This is a genomic window from Rhodococcus sp. HM1 (genome assembly GCF_023218075.1).
Taxonomy (GTDB): domain Bacteria; phylum Actinomycetota; class Actinomycetes; order Mycobacteriales; family Mycobacteriaceae; genus Rhodococcus.
Window position 1 is genome coordinate 32,521 of record NZ_JALPTB010000022.1, and the last position, 15,286, is coordinate 47,806.

At 66.5% G+C, this 15,286-nt stretch carries 15 protein-coding genes; 6 read left to right on the forward strand and 9 right to left on the reverse strand.

From position 1 onward, the window contains the following. Positions 1-97 precede the first annotated feature (97 nt). From M1M07_RS13565 to M1M07_RS13580, 4 genes are all read left to right on the forward strand, one after another. Complete coding sequence (locus M1M07_RS13565) at positions 98-1,297, forward strand: NADH:flavin oxidoreductase (protein WP_197256369.1); 1,200 nt, start codon at positions 98-100, stop codon at positions 1,295-1,297. 262 nt (positions 1,298-1,559) lie between these two features. After that, positions 1,560-2,528 (forward strand): thioredoxin-disulfide reductase, encoded by a 969-nt coding sequence (trxB, locus tag M1M07_RS13570; protein WP_197256367.1) that lies wholly within the window; start codon positions 1,560-1,562, stop codon positions 2,526-2,528. Between the two features lie 110 nt (positions 2,529-2,638). Further along, positions 2,639-2,962: a thioredoxin gene (trxA, locus tag M1M07_RS13575; RefSeq protein ID WP_197256365.1), complete on the forward strand. Its 324-nt coding sequence runs from the start codon at positions 2,639-2,641 to the stop codon at positions 2,960-2,962. 150 nt (positions 2,963-3,112) lie between these two features. Continuing rightward, a complete protein-coding gene (locus tag M1M07_RS13580) occupies positions 3,113-4,288 on the forward strand; it encodes an N-acetylmuramoyl-L-alanine amidase (RefSeq protein WP_197256363.1) in 1,176 nt (391 codons plus the stop codon). Positions 4,289-4,370: 82 nt separating this feature from the next. On the opposite strand, the gene M1M07_RS13585 is transcribed toward M1M07_RS13580, so the two are convergent. The 9 genes from M1M07_RS13585 to rpmH all read right to left on the reverse strand — a co-directional run bounded on the left by M1M07_RS13585 (position 4,371) and on the right by rpmH (position 11,261). Beyond that, a complete protein-coding gene (locus M1M07_RS13585; protein ID WP_248674539.1) occupies positions 4,371-5,066 on the reverse strand; it encodes a GNAT family N-acetyltransferase in 696 nt (231 codons plus the stop codon). 57 nt (positions 5,067-5,123) lie between these two features. After that, a complete protein-coding gene (locus tag M1M07_RS13590) occupies positions 5,124-6,281 on the reverse strand; it encodes a ParB/RepB/Spo0J family partition protein (RefSeq protein ID WP_248674541.1) in 1,158 nt (385 codons plus the stop codon). After that, the gene (locus M1M07_RS13595) at positions 6,278-7,249 is read right to left on the reverse strand and encodes a ParA family protein (protein ID WP_248674542.1); all 972 of its coding nucleotides are present in this window, start codon (positions 7,247-7,249) and stop codon (positions 6,278-6,280) included. Before M1M07_RS13595 ends, M1M07_RS13590 begins: the two co-directional genes overlap by 4 nt. A 678-nt stretch (positions 7,250-7,927) precedes the next feature. After that, the gene (gene rsmG, locus M1M07_RS13600) at positions 7,928-8,608 is read right to left on the reverse strand and encodes a 16S rRNA (guanine(527)-N(7))-methyltransferase RsmG (protein WP_248674544.1); all 681 of its coding nucleotides are present in this window, start codon (positions 8,606-8,608) and stop codon (positions 7,928-7,930) included. A 112-nt stretch (positions 8,609-8,720) separates the two neighbouring features. Beyond that, entirely contained in the window at positions 8,721-9,269 is a 549-nt protein-coding gene (locus tag M1M07_RS13605; protein ID WP_248674546.1) for a R3H domain-containing nucleic acid-binding protein, read from the reverse strand. Between the two features lie 22 nt (positions 9,270-9,291). After that, positions 9,292-10,377: a membrane protein insertase YidC gene (gene yidC / locus M1M07_RS13610; protein WP_248674548.1), complete on the reverse strand. Its 1,086-nt coding sequence runs from the start codon at positions 10,375-10,377 to the stop codon at positions 9,292-9,294. Between the two features lie 57 nt (positions 10,378-10,434). Next, positions 10,435-10,722, reverse strand: coding sequence for a membrane protein insertion efficiency factor YidD (yidD, locus tag M1M07_RS13615; RefSeq protein WP_248674550.1), 288 nt, complete (start codon positions 10,720-10,722; stop codon positions 10,435-10,437). Beyond that, positions 10,719-11,096 (reverse strand): ribonuclease P protein component, encoded by a 378-nt coding sequence (gene rnpA, locus M1M07_RS13620; RefSeq protein WP_197257101.1) that lies wholly within the window; start codon positions 11,094-11,096, stop codon positions 10,719-10,721. Before rnpA ends, yidD begins: the two co-directional genes overlap by 4 nt. A gap of 21 nt (positions 11,097-11,117) precedes the next feature. Beyond that, a complete protein-coding gene (gene rpmH / locus M1M07_RS13625; protein ID WP_006550910.1) occupies positions 11,118-11,261 on the reverse strand; it encodes a 50S ribosomal protein L34 in 144 nt (47 codons plus the stop codon). 646 nt (positions 11,262-11,907) lie between these two features. Between rpmH and dnaA the strand changes: the two genes are divergently transcribed. Further along, positions 11,908-13,512, forward strand: coding sequence for a chromosomal replication initiator protein DnaA (gene dnaA / locus M1M07_RS13630; protein WP_248674551.1), 1,605 nt, complete (start codon positions 11,908-11,910; stop codon positions 13,510-13,512). Positions 13,513-14,081: 569 nt separating this feature from the next. Further along, complete coding sequence (dnaN, locus tag M1M07_RS13635; protein WP_197257103.1) at positions 14,082-15,266, forward strand: DNA polymerase III subunit beta; 1,185 nt, start codon at positions 14,082-14,084, stop codon at positions 15,264-15,266. Positions 15,267-15,286 lie beyond the last annotated feature (20 nt).

Below are 15,286 nucleotides of genomic sequence, written 5' to 3' on the forward strand. Positions count from 1 at the left end.
ACAGGTTGTATCTTTCCGTATGCGATGTGATCCAGACCATCGCGCAGGGCTATAGTTGAACGGCAATTACGATACCACTGGCATCGAAAGTAGGGCCATGTCTCCGTCGCGACCCCAAGTGTTCGAACCGGCTCGACTCGGACCACTCACGCTCCGTAACCGCATCGTCAAGGCGGCCACCTTCGAAGGGGTCATGCCGCTCGGCGCGATCACCGACGAACTCGTCGAATTCCACGCCGAGGTGGCTCGCGGGGGCACGGCGCTGACCACCGTCGCCTACTGCTCGGTCTCCCCGGGAGGTCGCGTCCATCGCGACACCGTCGTCCTCGACCGCGAGAGCATCCCCGGACTGCGCCGCCTCACCGACGCCGTGCACGCCGAAGGCGGCCTCGCCTCCGCCCAGGTCGGCCACGCGGGCCTCGTCGCCAACCAGATCTCCAACGGCACCAAATCGCTTGCCCCGTCCACCCGCATCAGCGCGCCCGGAATGGGCCTGGTCCGCGGGGCCTCCCTCGAACAGCTCGACCGTGTCGTCGAGGACTACGAGAACGCCGCCCGCAACGCCGTCGAGGCCGGCTTCGACGCCGTCGAGGTGCACCTCGGGCACAACTATCTGCTCAGCTCGTTCATGAGCCCCAACCTCAACAAGCGCACCGACCGTTACGGGGGATCCCTCGAGAAGCGCAGCGCGTACCCGCGCCGCGTGCTCGAAGCCGTGCGCAAGGCCGTCGGGGACAAGGTCGCGGTCATCGCGAAGTTCAACATGACCGACGGCGTCCCCCAGGGCCTGTGGCTCGACGAGTCGCTGCCCATCGCCAAGATGATCGAAGCCGACGGCCACATCGACGCGATGGAACTGACCGGCGGCAGCTCGCTGCTCAACGGCATGTACTTCTTCCGCGGCGAGGTCCCGCTGAAGGAGTTCGTGGCCTCGCAGCCGAAGATCGTGGGCTGGGGTCTCAAGTTCTACGGTCCCAAGATCTTCCCGACCTACCCCTTCGAGGAAGGCTTCTTCCTGAAGGAAGCGCGCCAGTTCCGCTCCGAACTGAAACTGCCGATCATCCTGCTCGGCGGCATCAACCGGCTCGACACCATCGAGAACGCCCTCGAGGAGGGATTCGACTTCGTCGCGATGGGCCGGGCACTGCTGCGCGACCCCGACGTCGTCAACAAGTTCCGGGACAAGAAGGCCGACGAAGGTCTGTGCATCCACTGCAACAAGTGCATGCCGACCATCTACTCCGGCACCCACTGCGTGATCCGCGAAGCGCTCCGCGAGGCACCCCAGACGGTCTGATCCGTTTCCGCGACACCGCTGCCACTGCCCGCCTGCGGACGGAGGCAGCGGTGTCACTGCACGGTGGCAGCGGTGTCTCTGCACGGTGGGGGAGGGGAGTGGTTCCGCCCCGGCAGCGGACGACGAACGGGCCCGAACGGACAGAGTGTGGTGTGACGCACGGCGCGGGCGGAACAACACCCTTTACCCTGGTGTTGTTTCTTTCGTTGCTGCACACCGACGCGCATCGCACCACCAGTCACAGACGAACCGGAAGGCCCGAATGACCACTCCGCCCACGATTCACGACCTCATCATCGTCGGTTCGGGACCGGCCGGATATACGGCCGCGGTGTACGCAGCCCGCGCCGAACTCGCGCCCCTCGTCTTCGAAGGCACCCAGTTCGGTGGCTCCCTCATGACCACGACCGAGGTCGAGAACTTCCCCGGTTTCAAGGACGGCATCATGGGCCCCGAGCTCATGGAGCAGATGCGTGAGCAGGCGCTGCGCTTCGGCGCCGACATCCGCACCGAGGACGTCGACGAACTGGACGTCACGGGTCCGGTCAAGACGGTCGTCGCGAACGGTGAGACCTACCAGGCCCGCGCGATCATCCTGGCGATGGGCGCGGAGCCGCGCTACCTCGGCGTCCCGGGCGAGGAGCGGCTGCTCGGCCGCGGCGTCAGTGCGTGCGCAACCTGCGACGGCTTCTTCTTCCGCGACCAGGACATCGCCGTGGTCGGCGGCGGGGACTCCGCCATGGAGGAGGCCACCTTCCTCACCCGCTTCGCGCGCAGCGTCACGCTGATCCACCGCCGCGACGAGTTCCGCGCGTCGAAGATCATGCTCGAGCGTGCCCGCGCCAACGAGAAGATCCGCTTCGTCACCAACGCGCAGGTCGTCGAGGTGCAGGGCGAGAACAGCGTCACCAACCTCGTCCTCGAGGACACCGTGACCGGCGAGCGCAGCGACCTGGCCGTCACGGGCCTGTTCGTCGCGGTCGGACACGACCCGCGCAGCTCCCTCGTCGCCGGTCAGGTCGACCGCGACGCCGCCGGCTACGTGCTCGTGCAGTCGCCGACCACGGCCACGTCCGTCCCGGGCGTGTTCGCCGCCGGCGACCTCGTCGACCGCACCTACCGGCAGGCCATCACCGCGGCCGGCACCGGCTGCTCCGCGTCCATCGACGCCGAGCGCTGGCTCGCCGAGCATGCGGCCGCCGACCTGTCCACAGCCTCGGCAGAGGCCTGATCGACAGCCTCGGCAGAGGCCTGATCGACAGCCTCGGCAGAGGCCTGATCGACAGCCTCGGCAGAGGCCTGACACCCCCGCTTCGCCCATCCGAATTTCTAGGAGACATCGTGGCCAACACCATCACCATCACCGATTCCTCGTTCGTCGAGGACGTTCTGCAGTCCGAGAAGCCGGTCCTCGTCGATTTCTGGGCCACCTGGTGCGGTCCGTGCAAGATGGTCGCCCCGGTCCTCGAGGAGATCGCCGGTGAGCACAGCGACAAGCTGACCGTCGCGAAGCTCGACATCGACGCGAACCCCACCTCGGCCCAGGACTACAAGGTGATGTCGATTCCCACGATGATCCTGTTCTCCGGTGGCAAGCCGGTGAAGACGATCGTCGGCGCCAAGGGCAAGGCGGCGCTTCTGCGCGACCTGGGTGACGTTCTGTAGTAGCGTCCCACCGATCGACGCCCGGCGAAGGACACAACACCTTCGCCACGGATGCGCCCGGATTTCTCCTGTTCCGGGCGCATCTGCGACAATCGAGCGATGCGGCCTGCCCTGCGGGCACCATCAGGTCAGCACGGAAAGGCCCGAGACATGCACCGACTGCGTCACGGCGACCACGGCCCCGCTGTCGCCGAGATCCGCAGCACTCTTGCCGGTTTGGGCTTCCTCCACGACGCCACCGCTTCGCGGGACTGGGTCGGCTCCGACGTCGTCTTCGACCGTGAACTCGACGGTGCCGTGCGCGCCTTCCAGCAGCAGCGGGGGCTGCTCGTCGACGGGATCGTCGGCCCCGCGACCTATCGGTCGCTGAAGGAGGCGTCGTACCGGCTCGGCGCCCGCACACTCATCTACCAACTGTCGGCTCCGCTGTACGGGGACGACGTTGCCGCGCTGCAGACCCGTCTGCAGGACCTCGGGTTCTACGTGGACCGGGTAGACGGCTACTTCGGGCCCCGCACCCACGAGGCGCTCAGTTCCTTCCAGCGGGAGATCGGCCTCGCCTCGGACGGCATCTGCGGCCCGGAGACACTGCGCGCGCTGGAACTGCTCGGCACCCGCGTCTCCGGTGGTTCACCGCACGCGATCAGCGAAGAGGAAATCGTCCGCCGCTCCGGCCCGCAACTCAGCGGCAAGCGGATCGTGATCGATCCCGGTCTCGGCGGCAAGGATCACGGCGTGATCGTGCGCAGCCGCCACGGTGTGATCTCCGAGGCGGACATCCTGTGGGACCTCGCCCGCAGGTTGGAAGGGCGGATGGCCGCCACCGGCATGGAGACGTTCCTGTCGCGGCCGTACCACGCGAACCCGACGGACATCGAACGCGCCGGCACCTCGAATGCGTTCGGCGCGGACCTGATGATCTCGCTGCGGTGCGATTCGAGCCCCAACCCGGCGGCGCGCGGCATCGCCAGCTTCCACTACGGCAACGCGCACGGCTCGGAGTCGATGATCGGTCAGGTCCTCACCGGCTACATCCAGCGTGAGATCGTCGCCCGCACCTCGCTGCAGGACTGCCGCAGCCACGGCCGCACGTGGGACCTGCTGCGACTGACCAACATGCCCACGGTGCAGATCGACCTCGGTTACCTCACCAACTCGCAGGACGCGGCGCTGCTTTCGGATCCCCGATCGCGCGACGTCATCGCCGAGGCGATCCTCATCGCCGTCAAGCGTCTGTATCTGCTCGGACAGGACGACCAGCCGACGGGCACCTACACGTTCGCCGAGTTGCTCGCCGAGGAACTGTCGATCACCGAGACCCGCTGAGCGCGGTCCGCCCCGAACACGAAACACCCCGCCGGCCTCGGGCCGGCGGGGTGTTTGTTTCACGTGAAACAGTGCGTTCGCGTCAGCGCGCTCCGACCGGGGTGCGGGACCCGTCGAGTTCCGCGATGGTGATCGACGCGGCCTCGATCAGCCGGTCGAGCGCGGCCTCGACCTCTTCCTTCCACCCGTGATCCCGATTCAGTTCGAGGCGAAGCCGGGGGAAGCGCGGGTGCGGGGCAACCACCTCGAAGCCCATGTCCTCCAGAAAATCGGCGGGGATCATGCACTCGAGGGGGGAGCAGTCGAGTGCCGCCGTCGCCGTCGGCACCCCGCTGTTCTGCTCGGCATCGTCGGTGGCCCGGATCCCGAACGCTTCCAGGGCGCGCACATTGCGCCGGACCAGATCGTCGACGACCGCGCGGATCAGTTGACTGCCCAGATCCAGGTCGTCGGCGTACGGCTCGATCCGCATGCTCGTCAGCAGGATCGCGTCGGCGCTGACCGGCGAGGTCGGGAACAGCTGCGCGCGCGGAACCATGTTGGGCGGAGCATAGAACGCGCAGCCGGCCGGTTTGTCGTCGACCGTCGCGAGCTGCGCGCACGAACCCCACTGCAGCATGACCATCGACAGCCACGCTTCCTTTTCGAACTCCGGATCGCAGAAATCGCGCGCACCGCGGACCGCCCCCGGATCCATCTCCCAGAACACACAGCGCCGCGCGTGCGTCGGCAACTGGTCGATTCCACTCAGCGTGAGTGATGTGACTCGAGTCGACACCGGTCTACTTCGCCTCCACGTCCGTATTCTCGACTGTCGTCCTGCATGGGCGGCCCGTCAAGAAGGATCGACCTGGGACTCCATCATCGTCACGATGCGCTGCAGATCGTCGACCGATCCGAACTCGACGACGATCTTGCCTTTGCGCTTGCCGAGGCTCACGGTGACGCGGGTGTCGAAGGAGTTCGACAGCCGCTCCGCGACATCCTGCAGACCGGGCATCTGGATCGGCTTGCGACGCTGCGGCGCGGCGGTGGGACCGTCACCGCGGTTCGCGAGCATCACCGCCTCCTCGGTGGCACGCACCGACATGCCCTCCGCGACGATGCGGGCCGCCAGGGCCTCCTGAGCGTCGGCACCGGCCTCCAGAGACAACAGCGCCCGCGCGTGCCCGGCGGACAGGACTCCGGCGGCGACCCGGCGCTGCACCGCGACCGGAAGCTTGAGGAGACGGATCATGTTGGTCACGACGGGCCGCGACCGTCCGATGCGCGACGCCAGTTCCTCGTGGGTCACCTCGAACTCTTCGAGCAGCTGCTGGTACGCGGCGGCTTCCTCGAGCGGGTTGAGCTGGACGCGGTGGATGTTCTCGAGCAGCGCGTCGCGCAGCAGCGCGTCGTCGTCGGTGTCGCGGACGATGGCCGGGACCGTTTCCAGGCCGACCTCCTGGCAGGCCCGCCAGCGGCGCTCGCCCATGACGAGCTGGAAGCGGTCGCCCTCCGTGCGGCGGACCACGATGGGCTGCATGAGCCCGAATTCGCGGATCGAATGGACCAGCTCGGCGAGGGCCTCCTCGTCGAACACCTGACGCGGCTGCTTCGGGTTGGCCTCGATCCGGTCGATCGGCACCTCGACGTACACCGCTCCGGTGGGGGAGGGGAGGGGCTGCTCCGTCGAAGCAGTCGCCGGGGACGCAGCGGGGGTGGTTCCGTCGCCGATGATCACGTCGGCGGCGGCGGATCCGAGGCCGCTCGACGGGATCGTCATGCCGGACACACCGCTCGCCTTACGCGCCGCAGCGGTCTTGCCGGTGGTGTTGTTCTTGCTCGGCGCGTTCCCGGCGGGAGCCGGCGCAGAGGGAGCGGGTACCGTCGGTGCCGTCGCGGTCCCGGTTCCGGCAGGAGCCGTCGCGGGTACCGGAGGTGCTTCGACCGGCCCGGTCGGGATGAGCGCCGCCAGACCCCGTCCGAGACCTCCCTTGCGTGTCGCGCTCATTCGTTCCCCTGATTCTTGTCGTGACCTCGCGCCGCCAGTTCGCGCCCGGCGTCGAGATAGCTCATCGCACCGCGCGAACCTGGATCGTAGTCGAGCACGGTCATTCCGTACCCGGGAGCTTCGGAAACCTTCACGCTGCGGGGAATGACGGACCGCAGGACCGCGTCCCCGAAGTGGGCTCGCACTTCGGCCGCGACCTGATCCGCGAGCTTGGTGCGACCGTCGTACATGGTCAGCAGCACGGTCGAGACGTGCAGTTCCGGGTTGAGATGCGACTGGACGAGTTCGATGTTGCGGAGCAACTGACCGACGCCCTCGAGGGCGTAGTACTCGCACTGGATGGGGATGAGCACTTCCTTCGCCGCGACGAGCGCGTTGACGGTCAGCAGACCCAGCGACGGCGGGCAGTCGATGATGATGTAGTCGTAGTCGCGATCGCCGAGAGCAGCGGCGGTCAGCGCGTTCTTCAGCCGGTTCTCGCGGGCGACCATCGAGACCAGTTCGATCTCCGCACCGGCCAGGTCGATGGTCGCGGGAATGCAGAACAGCCTCTCGCTGTGCGGGCTCTGCTGGACCGCCTCGGACGCCTTCACCTCACCGAGCAGCACCTCGTAGCTCGACGCGACCCCCGAGTAGTGGGGGACACCGAGCGCGGTGCTGGCGTTGCCCTGCGGATCGAGATCGACGACGAGCACCGTCAGCCCCTGGACCGCGAGCGCGGCGGCGAGGTTCACGGTCGACGTGGTCTTGCCGACGCCGCCCTTCTGATTCGCGACGGTGAAGATCCGTCGTTCGGTCGGCTTCGGCAGAGAGTCTGCGGCGCTCGGGTGGAGGACCTGGCTCGCGCGATGGGCTGCGGCCCCGATCGGAGTGTCCGCCGCGGAGATTCCGTCGAACGGCACCGGGAAGAATTCGTCGTCGATAGCTTCGGTTTCACGTGAAACAGCAGACTCGGATCCACCCGACATTGAACGCTCCTTTATCGTCGACCCGCACCCGGGACGGTCGGCGTTGACGTGGTTGAGGCACGAGATTGCACATCTCGATGCGACGCCCGAGGTCCGTCGAACCACCGCCGTCGCATTGGTCCCCTCTTTTCGTTCAGTATTCCATCCCGCATTCTAGGGCCACACGGTGACACTGCCGACTTTTCTGTTTCACGTGAAACATGGCGGGGCCACACCTGTGTTTCACGTGAAACACGACACTCCGAGAGTTGTCGCCGAGGTGCCCGTCACCGCTTCACTGCGGGCGGATAGGACCATCCAGCGAAAGTCTCTTTGCGGGAACAACTTTCGACAGATATCTAGCCAAATCTATTGGCTTTCAAAGATTTCTGTATACGACCATGTCGATCGGGCTTCGGGGGCCCCGACATTGCCGTCACAGTGACGAAATGGAATCGATCTCCGAGTACCACCCCGCACGCGGCCGATTTCGTCTCATTCGGCGTTCCGAAGTCGTCCCGGAAGATCTCGAGAGAATTACTCGAGCTCGAGATGCTCGAGGGACTCGAGGTTTTCTCGTATGTGTCGAACCTCGAGTTCGGTAGCAACACGAACCACAGGAATTCGTGGCACGAAAAGACCCCTCCGCCACCCGGTGGGGTAGGGGAGGGGTCGATGTTTCACGTGGAACGTGCGCGTCTATTTCTTCTTGCGCCGCCGCGGTTGGCGTGCCATCCGTTCGGCCTTCACCACGATGGTGGGTGTCTCCAGCAATCCGACGCCGCACTCGAGCACCTCGAGATGGCCGGCACCGAGTCGTTCGAGTTCGTCCCGATCGCGTTCGATTTCATCGGCAGCGGAGCTTCCCTTGAGCGCGAGCATCCGGCCTCCCACCCGGATCAGGGGCAGCGACCACTTGGCGAGTTTCGCGAGGGGGGCGACCGCACGGGACGTGACGACGTCCGCGCCACCCGCCTCCTGCAGAACCCCGGGCTGTTCGGCGCGCCCGCGCACGACCAGAACGTTCTCGAGTCCGTGTGTTTCGACGAACTCCGCGAGGTAGACGGAGCGACGCAGCAGCGGTTCCACGAGCGTGATGCGCAGATCCGGACGCGCGATCGCAAGCGGAATGCCGGGGAGTCCGGCCCCGCTGCCGACATCGACGACGCTCTCGTCCTTCTCGATGAGCTCACCGAGCACCGCGCAGTTGAGCAGGTGCCGGTCCCACAACCGCGGGACTTCACGGGGTCCGATGAGACCCCGTTCGACGCCGTCGGTCGACAAGGACCGGTGGTATTCCTGGGCGAGAGCGAACCGCTCGCCGAATACCTGATGCGCGACCTCGAGGACGCGTTCCTCGTCATGTTCCACGTGAAACATCCTCTCCCTACCGCCCATTGCCCCGGAACACCGGGGTCACACACGAACGGAGGGGCCCGACGTGACCGTCGGTGCCCCTCCGCTGTCGATTCTCACCGAATGCCGGTGGCGCTCAGTCCTTGATGACGACGACGCGACGCTGCGGCTCGGCGCCTTCGCTCTCGCTGGACACCCCGGGGATCTTGGCCACGGCGTCGTGCACGATCTTGCGTTCGAACGGCGTCATCGGTGCGAGCGACTCGCGCTCACCGGTCTCGAGGACGCGCTTCGCGGCGGCCGTGCCGAGCTCGGTCAGCTCCGCACGCTTGCCCGCACGCCAACCGGCGATGTCGAGCATCAGCTTGCTGCGTTCACCGGTGGCCTGCTGCACCGCCAGCCGGGTCAGTTCCTGCAGCGCGTCGAGCACCTCGCCCTGCCGGCCGACGAGCTTCGTCAGGTCGGCGCCGCCGTCGATGCTCACGACCGCGCGATCGCCCTCGACATCGAGGTCGATGTCACCGTCGAAGTCGAGCACGTCGAGAAGCTGTTCGAGGTAGTCGCCGGCGATTTCGCCTTCCTCGACCAGGTAGTCGTCGTCCTCGGTGTCGAGGTCCGCGTCGAGCTTCGCGGAATCGGCCGTCACGTCGATGTCCTCCTGTGCCTTGTCCAGGTCACTGGCCATGGTTCGCCCTCTTCTACTTCGGTCAGCGCCGCTTGCGCTTGGAGTTCTTGGAGCCGCCCTGCTTCTTCGCCGTCGGGGACCCGGATCCGCCCGCGGGCTTCTCCGGTTCGTCGCTCACAGGCTTCTCGAGAGACAGTTCGTTCTCGTCGCTTCCAGGATTGTCGGCGATGGCGGGGTTCGCGCCCTTTTTCTTCGCACGATCCGGCCGAGCGCCCGGTTTCGGCGCGTTCTCGTTGCGACGCGCGACCGCAGCCGCCTTCTTCTCGGCTTCCTCCTGGTCGATCTTGCGGAAGACGAGGTGCTGCTGGCAGTAGGTCCAGATGTTGTTGCTCACCCAGTAGATTAGGATTGCGATCGGCAGGAACGGGCCACCGACGAGTACACCGAGCGGGAAGACGTACAGCGCCAGCTTGTTCATGATCGCGGCCTGCGGGTTCGCAGCAGCCTGGGCGCTCTGCCGCGCAACCGACGCGCGGGAGTTGAAGTGCGTGGCGATACCGGCGATGACCATGAGCGGGATCGCGACCGCAGCGATCTGCCAACGGGTGGGGATACCACCGAACGGTGCGAACGCTTCGAGCGAGGCCATCGGCTGGGTGATCCACGCGGAGATGGGGGCGCCGAACAGGCGAGCGCTCAAGAAGGACTGCACGTCCTCCGGGCTGAACGCGTAGTTACCGATCTGCGCGTTGGTCACCGGGTCCAGACCGAGCTGCCCCACACCGGTACCCGTGCGGTTGAAGGACCGCAGCACGTGGAACAGACCGATGAACACCGGCACCTGCAGCAGGACCGGCAGGCAGCCCATCAGCGGGTTGAAGCCGTGCTCCTTCTGGAGCTTCTGCATCTCGAGCGCCTGCCGCTGGCGATCGTTGGCGTACTTCTTCTGCAGCGCCTTGATCTGCGGCTGCAGCTCCTGCATCTGCCGCGTCGTGCGGACCTGCTTGACGAACGGCTTGTACAGGATCGCCCGCAGCGTGAACACGAGGAACGCCACGGACAAGGCCCATGCGACACCACTGTCCGGACCGAGGAAGGGGATGGCGCCGAAAATTTTGTGCCAGAACCACAGGATCCAGGACACGGGATAGTAGATGAAGTCGAGCACGGCTCTGTGTACTCCTCTGGTCGTCCATGATCGCCACCCACGGCGTCGGTCTCAGGTCTACGCTCGCCCGTCCAGAACTCGGCCGGGCGAGCGGGGCCGACGTTCGGGCACCGGATCCCACCCACCAGGGTGCCAGGGCGCACACTTGAGCAGTCGCACGATCGCCAGACAAGATCCGACGACGACTCCTCGCGTGCGCAACGCCTCGACGGCGTATTCGCTGCACGTGGGAGTGAATCTGCAGGTCGGCATCCGTGTCGGCGACACGTACGTGCGGTACAGCTCGATGCAGAAGATCAGTGCCCGGGCCGGCGCCGAGCGGATCTTCGACCAGGCGGCAGTCATGCCGACTGCCCCGAGTCCGCGAACAGGCCGAGCTTGGTGAGACCCGAACGGACCTGACGCTCGAGATCGCGGGAGGTCGCGGTGGCCGCACCGGGCAGAGCACGAAGGACGATGTCGGCGTCGGACGGAACATCGTTCACGATGCCGGCGCAGATATGACGAAGCCGGCGGGCGACTCGATGTCGAATCACCGCCGGCCCGACAGCCTTGCTCACGACCAGCCCGAAACGCGGGCCGTCGCTGTTCACCACGAACTCGGACCGATCCCTCTCGATCGCATGTACGACGAGATCGCGCCGACCTTGCCGGCGCCCGTGGCGGACTGTCTCGGAGAAGTCCGCGCGACGGCGCAGGCGGTGCGGCTCAGGCAGCACCCCGAGCTCCCGTTACCGGGATCAGGCGGTGAGGGAGGCGCGGCCCTTGCGGCGACGCGCCGACACGATCGCGCGACCCGCACGGGTGCGCATCCGGAGACGGAAGCCGTGAACGCGCGCGCGGCGGCGATTGTTCGGCTGGAACGTCCGCTTGCCCTTGGCCACGGTCGACACTCCTCGAAGTTCTGTGACGCCCGCAGGCGTCAGCGGTCTAACATTTTCGGAAATCGCATGACCCGTACCGAACGCGGCTGTGCAGCGACGCAGCACGGATCCGTCACTGCCGTATGAGTGACTGTTCGAGGCTACTCGGAGCGGGGTGCGAAATCAAACCGCGCCACCTCGGCGGACGCAACCCGACACGCCGCCTGCCTGCGGTTCCCCATGTCACGCAATGCATGTGACGACGGTCACCTGCGGTGTAGGCTCCCCTCATGGCTTCGCAGGGGACGAAGGTTCACGCGCACCACCGACTGTTGTCGCTGCCGGGTCACCGGCGATGTGCGCTGCCGGGTCACCGGCGATGTGTGCTGCCGTGCCACCGGCGATGTGCCCGCCCGCCGGTTTCGTGCCTCACTCGAGAACGACCCTGACCGAAGCGGTAAGCCGCGGTCCCACGGGGTTCATCGACAGGGGTGACTCGACCCCGGCGCCGATCGGGCGTCATCCGGACCCGCCGGTTCACTCGAACAGATCGTTCACCAGCGCCCTGCGACCTCCGCGACCCGCAGCAGGGCGTGACACGATGCTTGTCCACACCTGTGGATAATTGTGTGGAAACTCGAACCCAGGAACTGTGGAGGACAGCTACGTGACCGACGAGCCGAACGCGCTGGCCGATGTGTGGTCGGACGTCGTCGCCGAACTCACCGCCGACGGCGGTGCGCTGACCAAAGGCCAGAAAGCATGGCTTGCGCTGGTCAAACCGCTGACCCTCGCACAGGGATTCGCCCTGCTCTCGGTCCCGTCGTCGTTCGCGCAGGAGGCCATCGAGCGGGATCTGCGCGAGCCGATCCTGCGCTCGCTCAACCGTAATCTGGGCCATCGTGTGGAAGGCCTCGGCGTGCGGATCGAAGCGACCGAGGAGACCGGCGACCCCGGCGAGGACCCGTACGCGGTCCCGCGCGACACCCTGCCCCTGGAGGGGCTGCCGCTCGATGCCCGGCCGGCCGAGCCCCGCACCCGCAAGCCCAGCCCACGCGACATGGCTCAGCCCTTCCGGCACCGTCGTCTGTCGTCCCTCGACCACGAGGTGCTCGAGGTGGAGGCCGGCGAACTCGAGGAGGTCGACGACGATCGGGAGGCCATCACCGCCGTCCGCGAGTCGTGGCCGTCGTATTTCACCCAGCCGCCCGCCCCGAGCGCACCGGCGCCGTCGGGCGGTAGCAGCAGCCTCAACGCCAAGTACACCTTCGACACGTTCGTCATCGGCGCGTCGAACCGGTTCGCCCACGCCGCGGCGGTCGCGATCGCGGAGGCACCAGCCCGCGCCTACAACCCCTTGTTCATCTGGGGTGCGTCGGGCCTGGGGAAGACCCACCTGCTGCACGCCGCCGGCCACTACGCGCAGCGGCTGTTCCCGGGCATGCGGGTCAAGTACGTCTCCACCGAAGAGTTCACGAACGACTTCATCAACAGCCTTCGTGACGACCGCAAGGTGGCATTCAAGAAGCGCTACCGCGAGACCGACATTCTGCTGGTCGACGACATCCAGTTCATCGAGGGCAAGGAAGGTATCCAGGAGGAGTTCTTCCACACCTTCAACACCCTCCACAACGCGAACAAGCAGATCGTCGTGTCCTCGGACCGTCCGCCGAAGCAGCTCGCGACCCTCGAGGAGCGGCTGCGCACGCGGTTCGAATGGGGCCTGATCACCGACGTGCAGCCGCCGGAACTCGAGACCCGCATCGCGATTCTCAGCAAGAAGGCCCGGATGGACCGGCTGGATGTCCCGCACGACGTACTCGAGCTGATCGCCAGCCGGATCGAACGCAACATCCGGGAACTCGAGGGTGCCCTCATCCGTGTGACGGCGTTCGCGTCGCTGAACCGGCAGCCGCTGGATCTCACCCTCGCCGAGGTCGTGTTGCGCGATCTCATCCCGGACTCGACGGCTCTCGAGATCAACTCGGCCACGATCATGGCCGTGACCGCGGAGTACTTCGGTACGTCGATCGACGACCTGTGCGGCCCCGGCAAGGCACGGCCACTGGCACAGGCACGGCAGATCGCCATGTATCTGTGCCGGGAGCTGACGGACCTGTCGTTGCCCAAGATCGGGCAGACGTTCGGCCGCGACCACACGACAGTCATGTACGCGGACAAGAAGATTCGCAAGGAGATGACCGAGCGGCGCAAGGTCTACGACCAGGTGCAGGAGCTCACGGCACGCATCAAGCAGCGGTCCAAGCGCTGACGGAGACACTCACATCGAACGGGTCCGGACTCTCGAGTCCGGGCCCGTTTTCGTTCGTCCACAGTCCGTGCACAGGCTCTGCACACCTGTGAGGTATCCCGAATCTCGAGATCGGAAAACATCCTCACACCTGTGGACTAGCATGTGCAGAACGCGGAATCTCTGTGGACGAACGGTGCACCGATCGTGGATAGTCTCGAGATGTTCACATTCATCCTCGAGTAGTCCTCGAGTTCATCCTCGAGTCATCCACCCCGTCGGACCGCGCGTCACCAGCGTAGACGGTCGTTACTCCACAGATTCCACACCCCCTATTACTGCTTTTGAGTTTCTTTCAAGAAAAACTCTTTGAAAACAGGGGGTGTGGAGCACTCGAGTCCACAGGCCTCTCGAGAGCGCCGACTCGCTCGAGCCCTCGGCTTTCCAAGCCGCAGTCGAAGGCATACCGTGGAGCGACGTCCCCGATGCCACCTTTCGGTGTCGGGGCCCTGTGTCAGACTTCTAAGGACTTGGCAGCCCCCCGACGTGCACTGGAGCACGTCAGCTCGGACGAGAGGATCCACCGGCAGATGGAGCTTGGAACCATGAAGTTTCGTGTTGCTCGCGAGGACTTCGCCGACTCTGTCGCTTGGGTGGCTCGCAGCCTCCCGTCGCGTCCTCCGGTCCCGGTCCTCGGCGGGGTACTGCTCGCGGCCGACGAGCAGGGCCTGACCGTCTCCGGTTTCGACTACGAGGTCTCCGCGCAGGTGCACGTCTCGGCCGAGGTGATCACGCCCGGTCAGGTGCTGGTGTCCGGCAAGCTGCTCGCGGACATCACCCGCGCGCTGCCGAACAAGCCCGTCGACGTCGTGCTCGACGGCACCCGCGTGCTCATCAACTGCGGCAGCGCGAAGTTCTCGCTGCCGACGATGCCCGTCGAGGACTACCCGCAGCTGCCGGAGCTGCCGCAGCAGACCGGGTCGCTGCCCGTCGACGTGTTCTCCGAAGCGATCAGTCAGGTCGCGGTCGCGGCCGGCAAGGACGACACGCTGCCGATGCTCACCGGCATCCGCGTCGAGATCGACGGCACCGACATGGTCCTCGCGGCCACGGACCGGTTCCGTCTCGCGGTGCGCAAGGTCGAGTGGATGCCCACCGCGGAATCCACCAGCTCGGCGGTGCTGGTTCCCGCCAAGACTCTCTCCGAGGCGGCAAAAACCGTTGGTGGTTCCGGTAATTCGCCCGTCCAGCTCGCGCTGGGCAGCGGATCCGCGGTCGGTGCGGACGGGCTCCTGGGCATCGTCGCCGACGGCCGCCGCACCACCACGCGCCTGCTCGACGCCGAATTCCCCAAGTTCCGTCAGCTGCTGCCGACCGAGCACACCGCGATGGCGACCGTCGAGATCGCGCCGCTCGTCGACGCGATCAAGCGTGTCGCGCTGGTCGCCGAGCGCGGTGCCCAGGTGCGACTCGAGTTCGCCGACGGTGGCCTGCTGCTGTCGGCCGGTGGCGACGACGCCGGCCGGGCCGAGGAATCGCTGCCGGCCGAGTTCTACGGCGAGCCGCTCGTGATCGCGTTCAACCCCGGCTACCTGCTCGACGGGCTCGGTTCGCTGCACACCGAGAAGGTCTCGTTCGGCTTCACCACGTCGAGCCGTCCGGCGGTGCTGCGCCCGGCTCTCGACGAGGAGCCGGAGCCGGACGCGTCGGGCACCTTCGCCGCGCCGGAGAGCGACTACACGTACCTGCTGATGCCCGTGCGTCTGCCGGGCTGACCGGCACGGACGAGGTGAGC

Coding starts and splice junctions, on each gene's coding strand:
- M1M07_RS13595 (WP_248674542.1), bottom strand. CDS start 7,249: ATGTCGGGTGGATCCGAGTCTGCTGTTTCACGTGAAACCGAAGCTATC.
- M1M07_RS13605 (WP_248674546.1), bottom strand. CDS start 9,269: ATGGCCAGTGACCTGGACAAGGCACAGGAGGACATCGACGTGACGGCC.
- M1M07_RS13590 (WP_248674541.1), bottom strand. CDS start 6,281: ATGAGCGCGACACGCAAGGGAGGTCTCGGACGGGGTCTGGCGGCGCTC.
- trxB (WP_197256367.1), top strand. CDS start 1,560: ATGACCACTCCGCCCACGATTCACGACCTCATCATCGTCGGTTCGGGA.
- M1M07_RS13565 (WP_197256369.1), top strand. CDS start 98: ATGTCTCCGTCGCGACCCCAAGTGTTCGAACCGGCTCGACTCGGACCA.
- rsmG (WP_248674544.1), bottom strand. CDS start 8,608: ATGTTTCACGTGGAACATGACGAGGAACGCGTCCTCGAGGTCGCGCAT.
- dnaN (WP_197257103.1), top strand. CDS start 14,082: ATGGAGCTTGGAACCATGAAGTTTCGTGTTGCTCGCGAGGACTTCGCC.
- M1M07_RS13580 (WP_197256363.1), top strand. CDS start 3,113: ATGCACCGACTGCGTCACGGCGACCACGGCCCCGCTGTCGCCGAGATC.
- yidD (WP_248674550.1), bottom strand. CDS start 10,722: ATGACTGCCGCCTGGTCGAAGATCCGCTCGGCGCCGGCCCGGGCACTG.